Source organism: Frederiksenia canicola (assembly GCF_011455495.1).
Lineage (GTDB): Bacteria > Pseudomonadota > Gammaproteobacteria > Enterobacterales > Pasteurellaceae > Frederiksenia > Frederiksenia canicola.
In genome coordinates, this window is the sequence record NZ_CP015029.1 from 63,090 (window position 1) to 82,886 (window position 19,797).

Annotated in this window: 19 protein-coding genes and 1 tRNA gene; 4 read left to right on the top strand and 16 right to left on the bottom strand. The window is 43.7% G+C overall.

Going from position 1 to position 19,797, the window contains the following annotated elements:
* Positions 1 to 11 precede the first annotated feature (11 nt).
* Positions 12 to 962: a lauroyl-Kdo(2)-lipid IV(A) myristoyltransferase gene (gene lpxM / locus A4G17_RS00300; protein WP_123955619.1), complete on the top strand. Its 951-nt coding sequence runs from the start codon at positions 12 to 14 to the stop codon at positions 960 to 962.
* 139 nt (positions 963 to 1,101) lie between these two features.
* Here lpxM and A4G17_RS00305 read toward each other — a convergent pair.
* From A4G17_RS00305 to hslR, 4 genes are all read right to left on the bottom strand, one after another.
* A tRNA-Asp gene (locus A4G17_RS00305) sits at positions 1,102 to 1,178 on the bottom strand.
* 101 nt (positions 1,179 to 1,279) lie between these two features.
* The gene (gene dnaQ / locus A4G17_RS00310; RefSeq protein ID WP_123955618.1) at positions 1,280 to 2,047 is read right to left on the bottom strand and encodes a DNA polymerase III subunit epsilon; all 768 of its coding nucleotides are present in this window, start codon (positions 2,045 to 2,047) and stop codon (positions 1,280 to 1,282) included.
* Positions 2,048 to 2,197: 150 nt separating this feature from the next.
* Positions 2,198 to 3,064: an Hsp33 family molecular chaperone HslO gene (gene hslO, locus A4G17_RS00315; protein ID WP_123955617.1), complete on the bottom strand. Its 867-nt coding sequence runs from the start codon at positions 3,062 to 3,064 to the stop codon at positions 2,198 to 2,200.
* On the bottom strand, positions 3,061 to 3,471 hold the full coding sequence (gene hslR / locus A4G17_RS00320) for a ribosome-associated heat shock protein Hsp15 (protein WP_123956657.1): 411 nt from the start codon (positions 3,469 to 3,471) through the stop codon (positions 3,061 to 3,063). Before hslR ends, hslO begins: the two co-directional genes overlap by 4 nt.
* 48 nt (positions 3,472 to 3,519) lie before the next feature.
* On the opposite strand from hslR, the gene A4G17_RS00325 reads away from it, so the two are divergent.
* From A4G17_RS00325 to A4G17_RS00335, 3 genes are read left to right on the top strand one after another with little or no spacing between them, the layout of a single operon-like run.
* Positions 3,520 to 3,657 (top strand): hypothetical protein, encoded by a 138-nt coding sequence (locus A4G17_RS00325; protein WP_165894244.1) that lies wholly within the window; start codon positions 3,520 to 3,522, stop codon positions 3,655 to 3,657.
* A 33-nt stretch (positions 3,658 to 3,690) separates the two neighbouring features.
* The gene (gene rho, locus A4G17_RS00330; RefSeq protein ID WP_123955616.1) at positions 3,691 to 4,953 is read left to right on the top strand and encodes a transcription termination factor Rho; all 1,263 of its coding nucleotides are present in this window, start codon (positions 3,691 to 3,693) and stop codon (positions 4,951 to 4,953) included.
* Between the two features lie 47 nt (positions 4,954 to 5,000).
* Complete coding sequence (locus tag A4G17_RS00335) at positions 5,001 to 6,161, top strand: cytochrome-c peroxidase (protein WP_123955615.1); 1,161 nt, start codon at positions 5,001 to 5,003, stop codon at positions 6,159 to 6,161.
* A 70-nt stretch (positions 6,162 to 6,231) separates the two neighbouring features.
* Here A4G17_RS00335 and lpxC read toward each other — a convergent pair whose 3' ends face one another.
* The 12 genes from lpxC to A4G17_RS00395 all read right to left on the bottom strand — a co-directional run bounded on the left by lpxC (position 6,232) and on the right by A4G17_RS00395 (position 19,796).
* Positions 6,232 to 7,152, bottom strand: coding sequence for a UDP-3-O-acyl-N-acetylglucosamine deacetylase (gene lpxC / locus A4G17_RS00340; RefSeq protein ID WP_123955614.1), 921 nt, complete (start codon positions 7,150 to 7,152; stop codon positions 6,232 to 6,234).
* 25 nt (positions 7,153 to 7,177) lie between these two features.
* Positions 7,178 to 8,386, bottom strand: a complete 1,209-nt coding sequence (gene ftsZ, locus A4G17_RS00345; RefSeq protein WP_123955613.1) for a cell division protein FtsZ — start codon at positions 8,384 to 8,386, stop codon at positions 7,178 to 7,180.
* A gap of 37 nt (positions 8,387 to 8,423) precedes the next feature.
* Positions 8,424 to 9,701, bottom strand: a complete 1,278-nt coding sequence (gene ftsA, locus A4G17_RS00350) for a cell division protein FtsA (RefSeq protein WP_123955612.1) — start codon at positions 9,699 to 9,701, stop codon at positions 8,424 to 8,426.
* A 23-nt stretch (positions 9,702 to 9,724) separates the two neighbouring features.
* Positions 9,725 to 10,504 (bottom strand): cell division protein FtsQ/DivIB, encoded by a 780-nt coding sequence (locus A4G17_RS00355; RefSeq protein WP_123955611.1) that lies wholly within the window; start codon positions 10,502 to 10,504, stop codon positions 9,725 to 9,727.
* Positions 10,504 to 11,415 (bottom strand): D-alanine--D-alanine ligase, encoded by a 912-nt coding sequence (locus A4G17_RS00360; protein ID WP_123955610.1) that lies wholly within the window; start codon positions 11,413 to 11,415, stop codon positions 10,504 to 10,506. Before A4G17_RS00360 ends, A4G17_RS00355 begins: the two co-directional genes overlap by 1 nt.
* A gap of 97 nt (positions 11,416 to 11,512) precedes the next feature.
* Entirely contained in the window at positions 11,513 to 12,940 is a 1,428-nt protein-coding gene (gene murC, locus A4G17_RS00365) for a UDP-N-acetylmuramate--L-alanine ligase (protein WP_123955609.1), read from the bottom strand.
* A gap of 119 nt (positions 12,941 to 13,059) precedes the next feature.
* On the bottom strand, positions 13,060 to 14,115 hold the full coding sequence (murG, locus tag A4G17_RS00370; RefSeq protein WP_123955608.1) for an undecaprenyldiphospho-muramoylpentapeptide beta-N-acetylglucosaminyltransferase: 1,056 nt from the start codon (positions 14,113 to 14,115) through the stop codon (positions 13,060 to 13,062).
* Between the two features lie 8 nt (positions 14,116 to 14,123).
* Positions 14,124 to 15,302, bottom strand: a complete 1,179-nt coding sequence (gene ftsW, locus A4G17_RS00375; protein ID WP_123955607.1) for a putative lipid II flippase FtsW — start codon at positions 15,300 to 15,302, stop codon at positions 14,124 to 14,126.
* Positions 15,302 to 16,594: a UDP-N-acetylmuramoyl-L-alanine--D-glutamate ligase gene (murD, locus tag A4G17_RS00380; protein ID WP_123955606.1), complete on the bottom strand. Its 1,293-nt coding sequence runs from the start codon at positions 16,592 to 16,594 to the stop codon at positions 15,302 to 15,304. The genes ftsW and murD overlap by 1 nt, the downstream gene beginning before the upstream one ends.
* Positions 16,595 to 16,642: 48 nt before the next feature.
* Positions 16,643 to 17,725: a phospho-N-acetylmuramoyl-pentapeptide-transferase gene (gene mraY / locus A4G17_RS00385; RefSeq protein WP_123955605.1), complete on the bottom strand. Its 1,083-nt coding sequence runs from the start codon at positions 17,723 to 17,725 to the stop codon at positions 16,643 to 16,645.
* A gap of 9 nt (positions 17,726 to 17,734) precedes the next feature.
* A complete protein-coding gene (gene murF, locus A4G17_RS00390) occupies positions 17,735 to 19,129 on the bottom strand; it encodes a UDP-N-acetylmuramoyl-tripeptide--D-alanyl-D-alanine ligase (protein ID WP_123955604.1) in 1,395 nt (464 codons plus the stop codon).
* 1 nt (position 19,130) lies between these two features.
* Complete coding sequence (locus A4G17_RS00395; RefSeq protein WP_123955603.1) at positions 19,131 to 19,796, bottom strand: DNA alkylation repair protein; 666 nt, start codon at positions 19,794 to 19,796, stop codon at positions 19,131 to 19,133.
* Position 19,797: the final 1 nt, after the last annotated feature.

A 19,797-nucleotide genomic window follows, 5' to 3' on the forward strand; every position in this document is an offset into this window, starting at 1 on the left:
TTGGAGAACAAATGGAACGAGAAACCGCTCAAGTTGGCTATCAACATCAATTTTCCAAAGCCTTTTTACACCCGAAGTATTGGGGCGTATGGCTAGGGGTTTTCGCCCTTTGTATTTTGGCGTATGTTCCTTACCGCTTGCGAGACAAATTAGCAGCTGGTATTGGTAAAATCGTATTTCGTTATTTGAAATCTAACCGTAAAAAACAGTATCACCGTGCCGATGTTAATTTACGTTATTGCTTTCCTGAATGGTCAGCAGATAAGCGGGCGGAAGTCATCGAAAACATGTTTATCACTGTATCACAAACCATGTTATCTATCGGCGAAACGGCTATTCGTCCCATTTCACACTTGCAAAAACGCAGCGAGTTTTATGGCTTAGATTATGTAAAACAGGCACGATCTCACGGTAAAAATGTGATTTTGCTTGTGCCGCACACGTGGTCTATTGATGCCTCTGGCGTCGTGATGCATACGCTTGGAATGCCGATGACCTCAATGTATAACCCGCACCGCAATCCGTTGGTCGATTGGCTGTGGAACTGGACACGTGAACGTTTCGGCGGAAAAATGCACGCCCGTCAAAATGGGATCAAACCGTTTTTGGCCGATGTCCGCAAAGGCGAACTTGGTTATTTCTTGCCTGATGAAGATTACGGCGAAGAATTAAGTGTTTATGTCGATTTCTTTGCAACCGAAAAAGCCACGCTCCCAGGGCTAAATCGTATGGCAAAAGTGGCGAATGCAGAAGTGATCCCGATGTTCCCGATCTACAACGCAGAAAAAGGCGTGTATCAAATTGAAATCCTACCGCCAATGGAGTTTAACGGTTCGCCAGAGCAATCCGCAAGGGAAATGAATAAAGTGATTGAGTATTTCGTCACCAAACACCCAGAACAATATGTCTGGATTTTACGTTTACTCAAAACCCGCAAAAACGGGGAAGATATTTACCAATAAAGACAAAAGGATTGAATGCAACACATTCAATCCTTTTTAACTCTAACGCAAATAAATCAAGAAGAAAAAAGCCTTCGATTTCTCGAAGGCTTTTTCCTATTAACGTACTAAGGAGGTATATTATGACGTTTAAATTAGTTGGCGGAATGGACGGGACTCGAACCCGCGACCCCCTGCGTGACAGGCAGGTATTCTAACCAGCTGAACTACCACTCCGCAGCGAACGGGACGTATAATAATGATTTCGCCTTAAGCCGTCAAACACTTTTTTTGAAAAAATCTTACAACTGCTTTTTTTCTCTCCAAGTCGATGATTTTTAATTCACAACTGGCGTATCTGACTGCTCTCGCCCCTTCCACAAACAGTTTCCTTTAGATTTTTTATCCAATAGTTTTAGATATGCCTGATGAGCTTCCGCTTCTTCTTCACTCAATGGCAACACAACTAACCCCGAGGCATCAAAGGCCGTTGTGGCAATAAAGACCTCTTCATTAACCGCTTGTGTTTCTGTATCTTCATCGGCTAACAACGCAATCTGCCCGCCCGTCATCATTAAGAAAACGTCAGCCAGAATCTCGGCATCCAGCAATGCACCGTGTAATACCCGTTTGCTGTTATCAATACCTAAACGGTCGCACAATGCATCTAGGTTATTGCGTTTACCTGGGTACATTTTGCGGGCGAGCTGCAAGCTGTCGGTCACTTGGCACATTTCTGCGACTTTCGGTGGCGGCTCAGGTAAGAAAGAAAATTCGTGATCGATAAAGCCTACGTCGAAGGGGGCATTATGGATCACCAATTCTGCCCCTTTGATAAATTCTAAAAATTCAGGGGCAATTTCGGCAAAAGTTGGTTTATCCGCCAGCATTTCATCGGTAATGCCGTGAACCTTCACAGCATCTTCATCTACGGCTCTAGGCGGCTTGATATAAACGTGATAAGTCCGTCCCGTGAGACGTCGGTTAATCACCTCTACCGCCCCGATTTCAATGATGTTATGTCCAATGTGCGGGGCACCATTGAAGTTCATCCCCGTGGTTTCCGTATCCAACACCACTTGGCGTTGTATTGGTTGTTCGTTCATTGTGATCCTTTAATCCTGCCCTTACAAAGTGGGGCGGTTGAGCGTAGCGAAACCGAAGGAGGAACAAGCGGTCAGATTTTACCGATTTTTTGCAAATCCTTCTCCCTTGCCTTCGGCAGTACTTTCCCCGTTTTGCGTGGAAAACAAGAGCTAGCTATTTGCCTTTAATTCCTCAATCGCCTTTTCATCAAAGAAATATTGTGTGCCGCAGCATTCGCACTGCATATCAATCACACCATTTTTCTCAGCAAGCATGTCGGTGATTTCATCATCTGGCAACAACATAATGGCTGCTCCTGAACGTTCCCGTGAACAGCCACACTTAAATTCGGTATTTTGTGGCGGGAAAACTTCTACGCTTTCTTCGTGGAATAGGCGGTAAAGCAACTCTTCTGCCGTTAAGCCAAATAACTCTTCGTCTTTGATGGTGCTCGTGAGCGTAGCGAGATGTTCAAAATCTTCCGGCGTACCCGTGCCATCTGGCACGATTTGCAATAATGTACCGCCTGCAACCGCTTGCCCGTCAAATTCGCCAACACGAATCACCAGTTGAGTGGCAAGTTGTTCCGAGCGGGCAAAGTAGTCTTCCAAGCATTCGCTGATCGTTGGTTTATCCAAGCCAATCACGCCTTGATAACGTTCGCCTTGATTTGGCATAATCGAAATCACCAGCACGCCGTTGCCAATCATGTGGTGTAACGTCGCATCATCCGTGATCTCGCCGTCAACCCGAGCTAACGCTCGAAATTGTTGTTGATCATTACCATTCACCACCGCCAATTTTAATGCCCCATCACCTTGAATTTGCACCGTGATTGTGCCATCGAATTTTAGGGTGGCGGTGAGCAAACTGGTGGCAACCATCATTTCGCCCAACAAATTTTGCACCGCTTTTGGATAGTGGTGCGTGTTCAATGTTTCAGTAAAAGTGTTATTTAATCTCACCCATTCGCCACGAACGGCACGATTTTGGAATAAAAAGCGATAAAGTTTGTCGTTGTCTTGTGTGTAATTCATACAGTTTCCGAGTTGATATGTTTAAATTTAATCAGATCACGCCGTTCCTTTTTGTTTGGTCGGCGGTCTGGATGTGGCATGGATAACGCATTCGCTTTGCGAGCAAACGCCAGTTTTTCTCGCTCCGCAATGCTTTTTTCGGTTTCTTGATAGAGCCGTTGAGCTTCTGGAGCCCCACGACGCTGATCGCTTAAGGCTAACACTTCCACTTCTTTTTCATCGTTGCCTTGCCGCAGTTTAATCACTGCACCAATTTCAACGATTTTGCTGGTTTTGGCACGCTGACCATTGTAATGCACCTTGCCGCCTTCGATCATCGCTTTGGCAATGCTTCGGGTTTTATAAAACCGAGCCGCCCACAGCCATTTGTCAAGGCGAACATCATCCGTTTCGTTGGCGTGTTTCATCATTTCCTCTCAGTCAAGCTCCCCTCTTTAAGCAACAAGGAGAACTAAATGACGGCAATTTTACCCGTTTTCAAGGCAAACCGCCAAACAAGCGGTCAGTTCTGCGAAAAAATTTGCAAAATCAGCGGTTCTGCTGTATTCTTCGCCACTCAATTCCGAATTAAAATCCACAGAATTTCTTTTTAATCCAATCAATTTTACACATACATAAACATTTCTATGCATCTTACAGAATTAAAAAACACACCCGTATCGGAGCTTGTCCGTATCGGTGAAGAACAAATGGGCTTAGAAAATCTAGCTCGCTTACGTAAACAAGATATTATTTTCGCCATTCTTAAACAGCATGCTAAAAGCGGAGAAGACATTTTCGGGCAAGGCGTGTTGGAAATTTTACCCGACGGCTTCGGTTTCTTACGTTCGGGCGACAGTTCTTACTTGGCAGGACCTGATGATATTTACGTTTCACCGAGCCAAATTCGCCGTTTTAACTTACAAACAGGCGACTCGATTGAAGGTAAAATCCGCCCGCCTAAAGAAGGTGAACGTTACTTTGCCCTGCTCAAGGTTGATCGAGTAAACGATGACCGCCCTGAAGTTTCTCGCAGTAAAATCCTTTTCGAAAACCTAACCCCACTTCACGCCAATTCTCGCTTGCGTATGGAACGCGGCAATGGTTCAACCGAAGATTTAACCGCTCGTATTTTGGATTTAGCCTCGCCAATCGGTAAAGGTCAGCGTGGTTTGATCGTAGCTCCGCCAAAAGCGGGTAAAACGGTGTTATTACAAAATATTGCCCAAAGCATCACCCACAACTATCCAGAATGCGTGTTGATCGTATTGCTGATTGACGAACGTCCAGAAGAAGTCACAGAAATGCAGCGTTCTGTGAAAGGCGAAGTGATTGCCTCGACCTTCGATGAGCCAGCCACTCGCCACGTTCAAGTCGCAGAAATGGTAATCGAAAAAGCCAAACGCTTAGTGGAACATAAAAAAGATGTCGTGATTTTGCTCGACTCGATCACTCGTTTAGCTCGTGCATACAACACCGTGACCCCTGCTTCAGGCAAAATTTTATCGGGCGGTGTGGACGCAAACGCTTTACATCGTCCGAAACGTTTCTTTGGTGCAGCACGTAATGTGGAAGAAGGCGGCAGCCTCACTATTATTGCAACTGCCCTTGTCGATACTGGTTCAAAAATGGACGAGGTGATTTTCGAGGAGTTCAAAGGAACGGGTAATATGGAATTACACTTATCGCGTAAAATTGCGGAGCGTCGTGTGTTCCCAGCGATTGATTTCAACCGCTCAGGTACCCGTAAAGAAGACTTACTCACCAGCCCAGATGAGCTGCAAAAAATGTGGATTCTCCGTAAAATTCTTAACCCGATGGGTGAAGTGGAAGCGATGGAGTTTTTAATCGACAAATTGATGGTTGCCAAAACCAACGACGAGTTTTTTGAAGTGATGAAACGTTCGTAATCATTCAGCGGCACAATGCAATATTGTGCCATTTTCTTTTGCAAAAAATGATGAAAATCTTACCGCTTGTTTTCCCGCTTATCTGTCTCTCCGCCCAAACCGCGGCCCTTGAGCCAGAACCCCGCACGATGCCGCCCACGATTGATAAAGCATTGCTTGGACAAATCTTGTTTTTTGATAAAAATCTCTCTTTTACTGGCAACTTAAATTGTGCCAGCTGCCACAGCCCCGACCACGCTTTTGTCGATGTACGAGAAACATCAGCACAGGGAATGGTGTCACAAGGCGATGATCCGCACAAATTCGGCAATCGTAACAGCCCCACGATGATGTATGCCAAATTCTCGCCTGCCTTTCATTTTGATGAACAAGCGAAAGAATATGTTGGTGGGCAATTTTGGGACGGACGTGCGGCAGATTTGCAAGAACAGGCAGGAAACCCACCGCTTGATCCCCTCGAAATGGCGATGCCTGATAAATTAGAGGTCGTCAAACGATTATGGCAAACGCCGATGTACGTCAATTTGCTAACTGCACATTATGGAAAGGATGTGTGGAAAAGCGTAGAAACAGTTTATGCGGCAATGGAAGAGGCAATATCGACTTTTCAGCAGCAGAAGCAACTACTCGCGCCTTTCGATGCCAAGTATGACAAGTTTCTGCAAGGCAAAGCGGCATTAACCGAGCAAGAAGAACAAGGGCGAGAGTTGTTTTTCGATTCTCAGGGTGCGAATTGTGCGAGCTGTCATCAGTTGCAGCAACATGTGGGGCATTTTGAAGAAACGTTTACCAATTATCGCTATTACAACCTTGGTGTACCGAAAAATCGCCGGCTTTTGAGCCACAATCAACTGTCTGATGAATTTGTCGATCTCGGTTTGTTTGCCAATCCGAAAGTGAAGGGCGATGAAATGCAAAAAGGCAAATTCAAAGTACCAACGCTCCGCAATGTCGCTGTAACCGCACCTTATATGCACAATGGCGTGTTTAAAGAACTGCGAACCGTGCTGCTGTTTTTGGATCATTACAACAATCCCATTCGCAAAATTAATCCCGAAACTGACCGCTTGTGGAGCGAGCCAGAATACGCCCCAACCGTCGCCCATAACAAGCTAAAAGCCAAAGCATTGAGCGATGCAGAAATTGATGCATTAGAAGCCTTTTTAAAAACGCTAACAGATGAGCGGTATGAGGCCTTATTGAAGTAACATCACAGAAATGAAAAATCCGATTAACAACTAATCGGATTTCTGTTATTTAAATAGGTTTAAGAAGTGGTTAGATAAATACTTGTTCCTGCACTTGGTAACCTTGTGGAACAGTGGCTTTGTCGTCGAATGTCACAAATTCCCAAGCATTTTCATTAGCAAGTACCGCTCGCAACAATTTATTATTTAAGCCATGGCCTGATTTATAGGCGGAAAAATCACCTAAAATGTTGTAGCCACACATAAATAAATCACCAATCGCATCAAGCATTTTGTGGCGAACTAGTTCATCTTTAAAGCGTAAACCGTCCTCATTCAAAATGCGGTATTCATCTAGTACGATGGCGTTATCTAAACTGCCCCCCAACGCTAAACCGATAGATTGCAGATATTCCACGTCCTTCATAAAGGTGAATGTTCTCGCACGGCTTAATTGTTGAATAAAGTGCTGTGCAGAGAAATCCATCTTATAGTTACGCACCTCTTTAGTGATCATTGGGTGAGTAAAATCAATAGTGAAATCTAATTTTAAACCGTGATTGTAAGGTTTAAACTCCGCCCATTTGTCGCCTTCTTCTACTCGAACAGTTTCTTTGATGCGGATGAATTTTTTCGCCGCATCTTGTTCTTCAATACCTGCATCTAGTAAGAGATAAATAAATGGGCTTGAGCTTCCGTCCATAATCGGAATTTCAGAGGCATCTACTTCAACGATTAAGTTATCTAAACCTAATGCAGACATTGCTGCATTTAGATGCTCAACGGTTGAGATACGTACCCCTTCATCGTTAATCATACAGGTGCAAAGTTGGGTATCGCGGATAGCATCTGCACTTGCAGGAAAGTAAACGACAGGATCAAGATCAGTGCGTGCGTAAATAATCCCTGTATTTGCAGGAGCTGGACGCAAAGTCAAGGTTACTTTTTTACCGCTATGTAAACCGATACCAGTTACCTTCGTAGCTTGTTTCAGTGTTCTTTGTTTAATCATATCGTTTCCTTATCCCTTAATCGGATTACTGCCCATTACGCATAAATCCAGGAATTGAATTTGGCGACCACATTTGTTGTTGATCCACTTGTTGTGGTTTTGATGTGGCTTGTTGCTGCTGACCAAACTGGCTCGGTTGTTGATAGCCACCCATCGTGTTCATAAAAGGAGGCTGACCTGCTACTTGTGCTGGTTGTGCAACTTGTTGTGATTGCATACTCGCTTGATGCTGTGGATAACCTACCATTTTAGGTGGTGCAATTTCTTCAGGTTGACCAATGCCCGTTGCAACTAATGTCACTCGAATTTTGCCTTCCATTTCTGGATAGAACGCAGAACCAAAAATAATTGCCGCATCAGGATCTGCAAAGCTGGTTACATATTCCATAATCGTATTGACTTCTGCAAGTTCAATATCAAAACCTGATGAAATATTTACTAATATCCCTTTTGCTCCTGAAAGATCCACATCTTCTAATAATGGGCTTGCCACTGCTTCTTTTGCTGCATTTTCTGCTCGATTTTCGCCCTCAGCAATTCCAGTTCCCATCATTGCACGCCCCATTTCTGACATCACTTTTTTTACGTCAGCAAAGTCAACGTTTACTAAACCTTCTGAAGTAATCATATCTGTAATGCCTAAAACTGCATTACGCAATACATCATTCGCCACTCCAAAAGCTTCATTAAATTTTACATTCTTAGGTAAGACTTTTAATAATTTATCATTTTGAATAATAATCAGAGAATCAACGTGTTTAGCTAGCTCTTTAATGCCTTGTTCAGCATAGCTTGAGCGTTTTCGTCCTTCAAAAGAAAACGGTTTAGTCACGATACCGACTGTCAATGCACCTTGGCTTTTTGCAATTTCTGCAATCACTGGGGCAGCACCAGTACCAGTACCACCTCCCATGCCAACAGCAATAAACACCATATCCGCACCAGCTAGCATATTTGTTAATGCATCACGATCTTCTTCTGCTGCTTGATGACCTACATTAGGATCGGCTCCTGCCCCTAAACCTTTAGTTACTGTTGCACCAATCTGAATCGTATTACGAACAGTACTACTACGCAGAACTTGTGCATCTGTGTTTACTGAAAAAAACTCAACACTCCCCACATCTTCTGATTGGGTGGTAACCATATGATTTAAGGCATTACCGCCACCGCCACCGACACCGATAACCTTAATTACCGCATCTTGCGTTGCTTCATAAATAGGTTCAAACATTTTGATTCTCCTGAAGTGCTTACCTAATCACACTCAATTAAAAATTGGATTTTAAAAAATTAACTAATTTTTTCCCGCCACGGCGACACTTATCAAAGATACTACCGAACGTTTCACTAATTTCACCGCTTGCACCCGATTCTGAATCGTTATAGTGGCTATATTGTAATAACCCTAGTACAGTGGCATATTGCGGTTTACTTACATAGTCAGTTAATCCTGTGATATTGAGCGGATAACCGACTCGGACTTGTGAACCAAAGACAGATTTTGCACATTCTACAATATCTTCTATTTGAGAACCACCACCCGTTAATACAATTCCTGCAATTAATTCTTGTTTTATACCTTTTTGATACAATTCGTTACGTAATTGTATTAATTCATTGTTTACAACACTTAATAAATCGTGATAACACTGTGCAGTATAATTTGACAACTGAGCCTTTGTAAAAGTTCGCGGTGTTCGTCCACCTAATCCCGCCATTTCAATTTTTTTCTCAGGGAAATTGGTTGGTGGAGACATTGCACTGCCATATTGTACTTTTATTTTTTCTGCATCTGGACGAGAAGTGGTAAATATTTGAGCAATATAATCGGTTACGTTATTCCCCCCGAATGGAATTACTTTACTAAATCGTAATGCTCCGTCGGTATAAACTAAAATATCCATTGTGCCGCCGCCAATATCAATTAAGCAAACGCCTAACTCTTTTTCATCTTCTGTTAAAACAGAATAGCTTGAGGCCAAGCCAGAGAAAACAATTTGATCAATTTTTAATTTGCTTCTCTCAACCGCATTTTTTAAATTACGTAGCCAGTCATTGTGACACGCAATAATATGGGCCTGAGCATTTAATCGCATTCCCGATAATCCAATTGGATTTTTCGTCGCAGGAAGACGATCAACTTTATATTCTTGCGGAATAATATGAAGTGTTTCCAATCCGTCAGGTAATTTAATAGAACGGGCAATATGAATTGCATTATCTAAATCATCATTTGTCACCGTACCTGAAAGTGGTACGGTGCCATTTTCATTTAATCCAACAATATGTGCCCCTGATAATGCTAATGTCACCCCCATAATTTTACATTCCGAGATCGATTCAGCCTCTTCAATCGCTCGTTGAATGGAACTTACTGTGGCATCTAAATCAACAACTCCCCCGCCTTGCACACCTTTCGATGGGCTAACACCTGAACCAATTACATTGATTACACCATCAGGCAACACTTCACCCACAACGGCCACCACTTTATGTGTACCGATTTCTAAACCAACAACGATTTTTGACTCTGCTACTTTTGTCATACTATTAATACTTAAAAATAAAATTATTGTGGGCGGAATCCAACAGCGGCTCCGTGTTCATAACGTAAATCAACATAAGCCAAACGCTTACCATCTGGCACATCAATCTCAGGAAAAATGGTGACGAAACGGTCAATCTTTGGCAACCAATCACCACGCCCTAAACGCAGTTGAACCTGATTATCTAACGTGATTGTCCAAGAACCACGAATATCGGTCGCCACAGACATCAATCCTAAATTGCGAGATTGTAAATCTTTTTGGATTTTATACCAAGCATCCAGCACTTTTTTTGCTTCGGAATCTGGTCCGTACAATACCGGCAATCCTGTTCTCTCAAAACGATTTTTTGGTAAGCTAAATACCACACCTTGATCAGAAACTAAGCCTGTATCGTTCCAAATCGCAACAGGCCGGTGTTCAACCAAGGTGATACTCAACCGATCAGGATAAACTTTCCGCACAGCCACATCTTTAACCCAAGAAATTGTTAAAAATTTCTCTTTAATCTCTTGAATGTCTTGTCCAAAATACCCTTTTAACGCAGGATCTTTCGACAAAGCTTCGCGAATATCCGCATTCGTGGTGAACTGGGTTTTATGAGTTAGTGCATAGGCTCTGATAGGCGTTTTATCTAACGACTCTAGCCAACTCGACCAATTGCTGTACACTACATAGCCAAACACCACCAGCAAAAACACCGCCGCAGGTTTAAGATATTTTCGCCAATCGCGCGGCGTTTCCGGCTTGCTTGCGGAAGTCCGAATCACCGAAGTAGGCTTACTGCGGAAAAATCTAGCCATTAGATGCTTAACTCCAACACTCGCTCAACTAAACGCTCAAAACTATAACCAACCGTCGCCGCAGATTTCGGGAAAATGCTGTGGCTTGTCATACCTGGACTCGTATTAACTTCAACTAAACGGAAATTACCATCACTATCTTCCATCACATCAATGCGACTCCAGCCTCGACAGCCGACCACATCGTACGCTTGCTTAACTAGTTTCGCGACTTCCGCTTGGCGTTCATCACTTAACGCGGGGCAAATATATTGAGTGTTATCCGACACATATTTGGCATGGTAATCATAAAACTCGCCATCTGGAATGATCTGCACCGCAGGTAACACTTCGCCATCTAGTACTGGCACTGAGTATTCCGCCCCCGCCAAATTTTCTTCAACCAACACAATCGCATCATATTTCAATGCGTCTTCAATCGCAGGCAGCAGTTGCTCGGCTGTTTTGACCTTGCTCACGCCAACACTCGATCCTTCACTAGCGGGTTTCACGAAAACGGGTAACCCCAGTTTTGCAATAATTTCATCGCAACTGACCGCTTGTCCACGGCGAACAACGACCATGTCCGCTGTTGGCAAACCGACCGCATTCCAAAGTAATTTAGTACGGAATTTGTCCAAGGTAATCGCCGATGCCATTACGCCACACCCCGTATAACCAATGCCCATCTGTTCCAACGCCCCTTGTAGCACGCCATTTTCACCAATGCCGCCGTGTAAAATGTTAAACACCCGCTGAATGCCTTTTTCTTTCAGTTTTTCCACAGGGAAGAATTTAGTGTCGATGCCTTCCACGTTATAACCTAAGCTCTGCAGAGCACCAAGCACCGCCGCTCCAGAATTGAGCGAAACTTCCCGTTCCGCCGACACACCACCAAATAACACCGCAATTTTTTCGTTTTTTAAGCTCATCATATTTCCCTACAGGTGGTTTTCAACCACCGATGACCACTACAAGCGGTCAGATTTTTCTCACATTTTGCAAATGGTGGAGTAAAACCCACCCGACCTAATTCTTCCAACTCTCTGCTAAATCACGGGAGAGCTTGCTCACATTACCAGCACCTTGTGCCAATACTAAATCACCATCTTGAATAATACGATCCAGTACTTCACCAAGCTGGCTAGTATCCGAAACCAAAATCGGATCCACTTTGCCGAGATTGCGGATCGAACGACATAAAGCCTTACTGTCTGCCCCAACAATTGGTGCTTCACCTGCCGCATAAACGTCCAACATAATTAATGCGTCCACTTGCGACAGCACATTGACGAAATCATCAAACAGATCGCGAGTGCGTGAATAGCGGTGCGGTTGGAAAATCATCACAACTCGCTTGTTCTCCCAGCCTTGGCGAGCAGCTTTGATGGTCACATCCACTTCCGTTGGGTGATGACCATAATCATCGACCAACATCACTTTACCATTCGGACGAATGAAAGCGCCGAGCTGATCGAAACGACGTCCAGCACCTTGGAAATCGGCAAGGGCAGCTAAAATGGCCTCGTTCGCAATACCTTCTTCTTTGGCAACCGCTAATGCTGCCGTGGCATTCAGGGCGTTGTGTTTTCCCGGTACGTTCAGCAACACGTCAATCCGTTCGCCATTCGGGCAAACCACAGTGTAATGCCCTTGGAAACCTGTTTGATGATAGTCTTCAATGCGGTAGTCCGCTTTTTCGCTGAAGCCATAAGTCAGCACTTGGCGTCCTACTTTGGGTACAAGCCCCATCAGCACTTCATCATCAGCACACATCACCGCTAAGCCGTAAAATGGCAAGTTGTGCAAGAACTTCACATAGGTTGCCTTCATTTTCTCGAAATCGCCGCCGTAAGTGTCCATATGGTCAGGCTCGATATTTGTGACCACCGATACCATCGGCTGCAAATGTAAGAAAGACGCATCACTTTCGTCCGCTTCGGCGATCAAATAACGGCTCGCCCCTAAGTGGGCGTTTTTGCCTGCAGATTTAACTAAACCACCATTTACGAAAGTTGGGTCTAGTTTCGCTTCAGTATAAATCATTGAAATCATTGCAGTTGTTGTCGTCTTTCCGTGGGTTCCTGCTACCGCAATACCGTGGCGGAAACGCATAATTTCCGCCAACATTTGTGCCCGCTGAATAACAGGAATACGGGCTTCCTTGGCCGCCACAACCTCAGGATTGTCTTCGGTGATCGCACTAGAAATCACCACCACACTTGCCCCTTCAATATTTTCGCCTCGATGTCCAAAGAAAATTTTTGCCCCTGCTTTGGCTAAACGTTGCGTTACGGCACCATCGGCAATGTCTGAGCCACTGATTTGATAGCCTTCATTGAGTAGAACTTCTGCAATCCCGCTCATCCCCGCACCGCCAATTCCCACAAAGTGAATTTGGCTGACACGACGCATTTCTGGCACTAATTTTTTGACTTTATCTTGATAGTTTTTCATTGGTTTATATTCTCAAGGTAGAGTGGGCTTTACCCCACCATGACCACAACAAGCGGTCAGATTCTTCAAAAATTTTGCAAATAGAGGGGCAAGTCCCCCTATTTTTTCGTTAACAAAGCTTAATTTGCCTCTTGCACAATCACGTCTGCCACACGTTTAGCCGCTAATGGTGAGGCTTTAGCTCGAGCGTTTACTGCCATTTCAGTGAGTTTTGCACGATCTGCCAACAGTGGTTGTAATACTCGCAATAAATTTTCTGGGTTGAAATCCGTCTGTTCCAGAATGATTGCAGCACCTGCTTTCGCTAAATATTCTGCGTTGTGAAATTGCTGACGATCTTTATGTTGGAACGGCACAAAAATCGCTGGTAAGCCCGCTGCGGCGATCTCGCAGACGGTCAATGCCCCCGAGCGACAGATAACCAAATCCGCCCATTCGTATGCGGCTTTCATATCATCAATAAATTCACTCGCAATACCATTGCCTGTGCTTTGATAGACTTCTTCTACGCCAGCCAATTTGCCTTTGCCGACTTGGTGGCTAATGAACACTTGACTACCGAGCTGTTTGGCAACTTCAGGAACCGTGTGGTTAATTACCATTGCCCCTTGGCTTCCCCCCATCACTAAGATATTGATCGGGTAGCCTTTTCCAGCAAAGCGATATTCCGGGGGGGCGATCTCAAAAAGATCTCGACGTACCGGGTTGCCAACTACTTCTGCCTCTATGAATGCCATTGGGAAAGCTTGTAAAGTGCGACTGGCGATTTTGGACAACCATTTATTCGTTAGCCCTGCCACCGCGTTTTGTTCGTGTAAAATAATCGGCACACCACATAATTTTGCTGCCACGCCACCCGGTCCAGAGACATATCCCCCCATACCAAGTACCGCATCAGGCTGATAATTTTTGATGATTTTGCGTGCCTGTAAAACGGCTTTAAAAATAGCAAATGGGGCTTTCAATAGGGCACTAATGCCTTTACCTTTTAACCCCGAAATTTCGATAAACTCGATCGGAATACCATGCTTGGGCACCAAATCTGCTTCCATCCGATCTTTAGTGCCGAGCCAGCGAATTTCCCAGCCCTGCTGTTGTAATTCTCGAGCAACAGCAATCGCAGGAAAAACATGCCCACCTGTACCACCTGCCATTACTAATAATTTTTTTGTCATTCTCTGTCCTAATCGTCTTTTAAGGTGGCGTGCCCAATTTTTTCCACTCTGTTTTCGTGATCAATTCGCAATAATACTGAAATCGCAATCGCCATAATCACCAAACTTGAACCACCATAACTCACTAATGGAAAAGTTAAACCTTTAGTTGGCAATAATCCGGATGCTACGCCTAAATTTACAAAGCCTTGAATAAAAATCCAAATGCCAATGCCGAAAGCAAAAAATCCTTTAAAGCGTTGTTCTAAAATAAGCGATTGTTTACTGATTTTTAATGCTCTTAAGGTTAATGCCAACAATAATATCACAATGACACTAATGCCAAATAAACCAAACTCTTCGCCAACCACTGCCATAACAAAGTCGGTATGGGCTTCAGGTAAATATTCGAGTTTCTGAATAGAGTTACCTAAGCCACGACCCCAAAATTCACCTTGTCCGAATGCCATTTGCGAGTTGGAGAGTTGGAAACCATCGCCATACGCATCTGCAAAAGGATCCATAAAAGAAGTCACTCGTTTTAAGCGATACTCTGACGTTAAAACTAAAAACACAAATGCAATTCCACCTGCTGCACCAAGTAATAAAAATTGTAATTTCTTGGCTCCCATAATAAATAGCATCGCAAAAGTCAGCACAAACAGTACAGCCGTGCTCCCTAAGTCAGGTTGTAATAATAGGAGTCCACTAAACAATAAAAGAATGATCATTGGGCGAATAAAGCTCAAGCTTTTGACACGCATTTCCTCAAACTTACGGACATAAAAACTTGAAAAATAACAAATCACGGCTAATTTTGCTAATTCTGCTGGCTGAAAGTTTATTGGCCCAATTGGGATCCAGCGCGTCGCCCCATTGACATTTTTACCCAAAACTAAAACGGCAAGTAAAAGCAGCAAAGAGCCAATAAAAAACCACCCATTCCATTTTTCCCAGTTTTTACTTGGAATATTCGCAAAAAATAAAAAGGCGGATATCGCAGCAACCACATACACAGCATCCCGTAAAGCAAAGTGAAACGGATCTTTATATAAACGTGTACTGACTGGAATAGATGCCGAAGTCACCATCACAAAGCCAATCACCAACAAGCCGATAAACAGCCAAATCAAAGTACGATCATACAACGCATTAACGGGGGTTAACCTTGTCCATTTATCCCACTCTTTTTTGATCATTTCGAGCATTAAATTGCTACTCCTTGAGCCAACTGGGCGAATTGTTTTCCCCGCACTTCAAAATTCGGGAATTGATCTAAACTTGCACAAGCTGGGGAAAGTAAAACCATATCGCCTGCTTTTAATTGTGGACGAATAGCTTCGACCGCTTGTTGCATAGTTTCAACCACCACGCTGTTCTGCGTTAGTTTCGCTAATTCTGCCCCATCTCGCCCGAAACAGTAGCAGACAATATTCTCTCTATTGATCAATGGCTTAAGTTCCGAAAAATCGGCACCTTTACCATCACCACCGAGTAATAAATAGAGCGTGCCATCAACCTGTAAACCGTGTAATGCCGCTACAGTACTGCCTACGTTGGTCGCTTTGGAATCATTGATCCAACGCACACCATCGTTAGTCGGCACGGGTTGAAAACGGTGATCTAAGCCCGAATAGCGTTGCAACGCGTTGACAATCCCCACTCGGCTTACGCCAGCCATGTCTGCCAATGCCATTGCAGCCAACGCATTCATCTCATTATGACGACCTTTAATTTGCATGTCGGCAGTCTCAATTATTTTTTCATCGCCAGCAAATAATGCCCCATTACGCAAACTGTAATCGGCATTATGTTCTGCAAAACTTTTCAGGTTTTTGACCGCTTGTTCAGGGTAAGTTTGACGATCTTCACCGTTGACAATCACACATTCGGCATGTTGATAAATTTTCAGCTTGGCTTGGCGATAATCTTCAAGGCTGTTATAGCGATCCATATGATCTTCACTGATATTTAAAATCGTTGCCGATTTCGCCTTGAGCGAATGAGTTGTTTCCAACTGGAAGCTGGATAACTCCAACACATAAAGCTCATAATCGTCTTTGAGCAAACTCAACGCAGGCACACCAATGTTGCCGCCCATTCCCACTTTCACTCCCGCCTGTTTCGCCATTTCAGTCGTTAAAGCGGTTACCGTACTTTTGCCATTTGAGCCAGTAATCGCAATGATTGGGGCTTTTGCTTCACGGCAAAACAGTTCAATATCGCCAACCACTTCCACGCCTGCTGCAATCGCTTGTTGAATTTCGGGGGTCGCCAGTGCAAGCCCTGGGCTAATCACGATTAAATCGGAAGTGAGCAACCATTCTAGATTTAGCCCACCCGTATGTAGTGGGATCGCTTTTGGCAATTTATCTGCACCCGCAGGATATTGGCGAGTGTCAATCACCCGCACCTTTGCCTGTTTATCCGCAAAAAAATCCACACAAGAAAGCCCCGTTGTGCCTAAGCCAATAATGGTTATCTGTTTGCCTTGATACATTTTCTTTTCTCTATAATTTACAAAATGTCGACGGGAAGTGACCGCTTGTTAGCGTAGTTTCAATGTCACCAATCCGATCAATACCAACATCAAGGTGATGATCCAGAAGCGAACGATCACACGAGGTTCTGGCCACCCTTTGAGTTCAAAATGGTGGTGAATCGGTGCCATTCGGAAAATGCGTTTTTGACGGAGTTTGTAAGAACCCACTTGCAAAATAACCGACAACGCTTCAACCACAAACACCCCGCCCATTACGACCAGTAATAATTCTTGGCGAACGAGTACCGCAATCACGCCTAATGCCCCGCCAAGAGAAAGCGAACCGACATCCCCCATAAACACTTGAGCTGGGTAAGTGTTGAACCACAAGAAACCTAGCCCCGCCCCCACGATAGCGGTACATAAAATCACCAATTCGCCACTGTGTTTGATATAAGGAATGTGCAAATATTGTGCAAAATTATAGTTTCCCGTTGCCCATGCAATCAGGGCGAATGCCCCTGCAACCATAATAATCGGTACGATCGCCAAGCCGTCTAAGCCGTCAGTTAGGTTTACGGCGTTACTGGTGCCGACAATCACAAAATAGGTCAGAACAATGTAGAATAAACCGAGTTGTGGCATGACATCTTTGAAAAACGGCACTACTAGCTGCGTAGCGGCAGTATCTTTGCCAATCGCATACATTCCAAATGCGGTAATCAACGCAATTACTGATAGCCAAAAATATTTCCAGCGAGCAATCAAACCATCGGTATTTTTGCGAGCAATTTTCCAATAATCATCGACAAAGCCAACCATACCGTAGCCAAGCAGAATAAACAGTACGAACCACACATACGGGTTACGTAAGTCTGCCCAGATCAGCGTACTGACCGCAATCGAGAACAGAATCATAATCCCGCCCATCGTTGGCGTACCGCGTTTCTTGAAATGGCTTTCCGGGCCGTCATTCCGTACTTCTTGCCCAAATTTCAAAATCTGCAAACGGCGGATTACCGTTGGACCAATCCACAACCCAATAATCAACGCAGTCAACAATGCCATAATTGAACGGAAAGTGATGTATGACACCACGTTAAAAACGGTGTTAAATTGCACCAAGTATTCAGCTAACCAAACTAACATCTGAAATCCTTAAAAAGAAACATTAAAAGCCTGACACAACATCGCAATCAGCTCGTCCATTTTTTGACTGCGAGAGCCTTTCGCTAATAACACAAGCGGTTGATTTTCCGCTTTTTTTTGCAAAATAAGTTGCGTTAAAAATTCTGCCATCGCCGCTTTGTCGGTAAAATGATAAGCTTCGTTTTGGCTAATCACCGCACTCTCTTTACCGAACGAAACGACCAAATCCAACCCTGCTTGTGCCACAAAATCCGCCACTTCTTGATGACAAGCGGCACTTTCTTTGCCTAATTCTGCCATATCACCCACCGCAAAAATGCGGAATGCTGGGTAATTTTTCAGCACTGAAACGGCAGATTTCATCGAGTCCACATTTGCATTGTAACTGTCATCAATCAGCAATAAATGTTGATTGATTTCAATTGGATAGAGCCGCCCTTTGACCGCTGAACGCTGCTCTAAGCCTGCTTTGATTGTGGCGAGATCCGCCCCTACCGCCATTGCCAATGAGGCTGCCGCCAAGGCGTTGCTGATATTATGTTCGCCCAAATAAGGCAAGTTAATCGCAATTTCACCTTGCGGGCTATGCAACGTAAAGCGAGAGCCATTCAGCAACAATTCAACATCTTCCGCCCAAAAATCGGCATAACTGTCTTTGTCTTCACCCGTATAGCAGAAGGATTGCATGTCGTGATTGCCGATGTCTTGCTGCCATTGCGGATAATAATGGGCTAAATTAACGATTGCCGTCCCCCCTGCTTTCAAGCCACGATAGATTTCACCCTTCGCTTGTGCCACACCTGCCAATGAACCAAAGCCTTCTAAATGTGCAGCCGCCACATTATTGACTAAACAGGCATCAGGTTGAGCAATCGCTGTGGTGTAGGCGATTTCACCGATATGGTTTGCTCCCAGCTCCACTACCGCAAATTTGTGTTTTTCGGTTAAACGTAATAAGGTCAATGGCACACCTAATTCATTGTTTAGATTACCAAAAGTATAAAGCACTTCATCATCGCAAGCGGTGAGTTTCTGCAAAATTTTTGCAACCATCTCTTTTACCGTGGTTTTGCCCGAAGATCCTGTCATCGCTACCGTTTTCGGATTAAGCTTAGCTTTCAACCATTTCGCCAACTCGCCCAACGCCAAACGGGTGTCCGCCGCCACAATTTGCGGCACGCTGACATTCAATTCGCGTTCCACCACCAAGGCTACACAGCCTTGCTCAATCGCCTTTTCAACATAATCGTGAGCATCAAATTTCTCGCCCTTCAATGCAAAAAATAGCCCGTTTTCAACCGCTTGACGCGTGTCGGTGCTAATGTTTTCGATGAGAGTATCACCACTGCCGATAAGTTTGGTATTTAGAATTTCGGCGATTTGGCTTGTTGTTGTTTTTATCATTTTATTGCTCTGATTTTAAATATTTACTAGCTTCACGAATGGTTAATTTAGACATTCTATTTTTGTATCTATCAATAAAACGGCTGACCCAATCAGGGTTAGTTTTAGAAAAATCTCTTAATGCCCATCCCATTGCTTTATTTATGAAAAACTCGGTTTGTTCTAAATTATTAATCAAAATTTCTTCTAATAATGGAATATCTGTTTTTTCTTTACGCAATAACTGATGATCAATTGCGATTCTTCTTAACCAAAAATTTTCCGATTTACTCCACTCCAATAAAATAGATTTCGTCTCTGGATAATTAAATGAAATCTCACCTATTGTTTGATCTAAACTATCTACCGTATCCCACCAAGACTTACATTTAATCAGTGAACATAGTTGTGGGATATCTTCAGGACACAATTTTTTCTTATTAAATCGCAAGTAATCCGTGGCAACATATTGCATTTCTCTATAATTAGCATTCCAACAGTCTGCTATAAATTGCCAATCAATAGGCAATAACTTAGCAGCATTAAAATGAGGTTTACAAATTTTATCTCTTAATGGTTTCTTCACACCTAAGAAAACAAATTTGTCTTTCATATATGCGGACATTTGTTGAGCTAATTCAACATCTTGATGTTGCTTCAATTCTTCAAAAATCAATTGAAAGTTCATT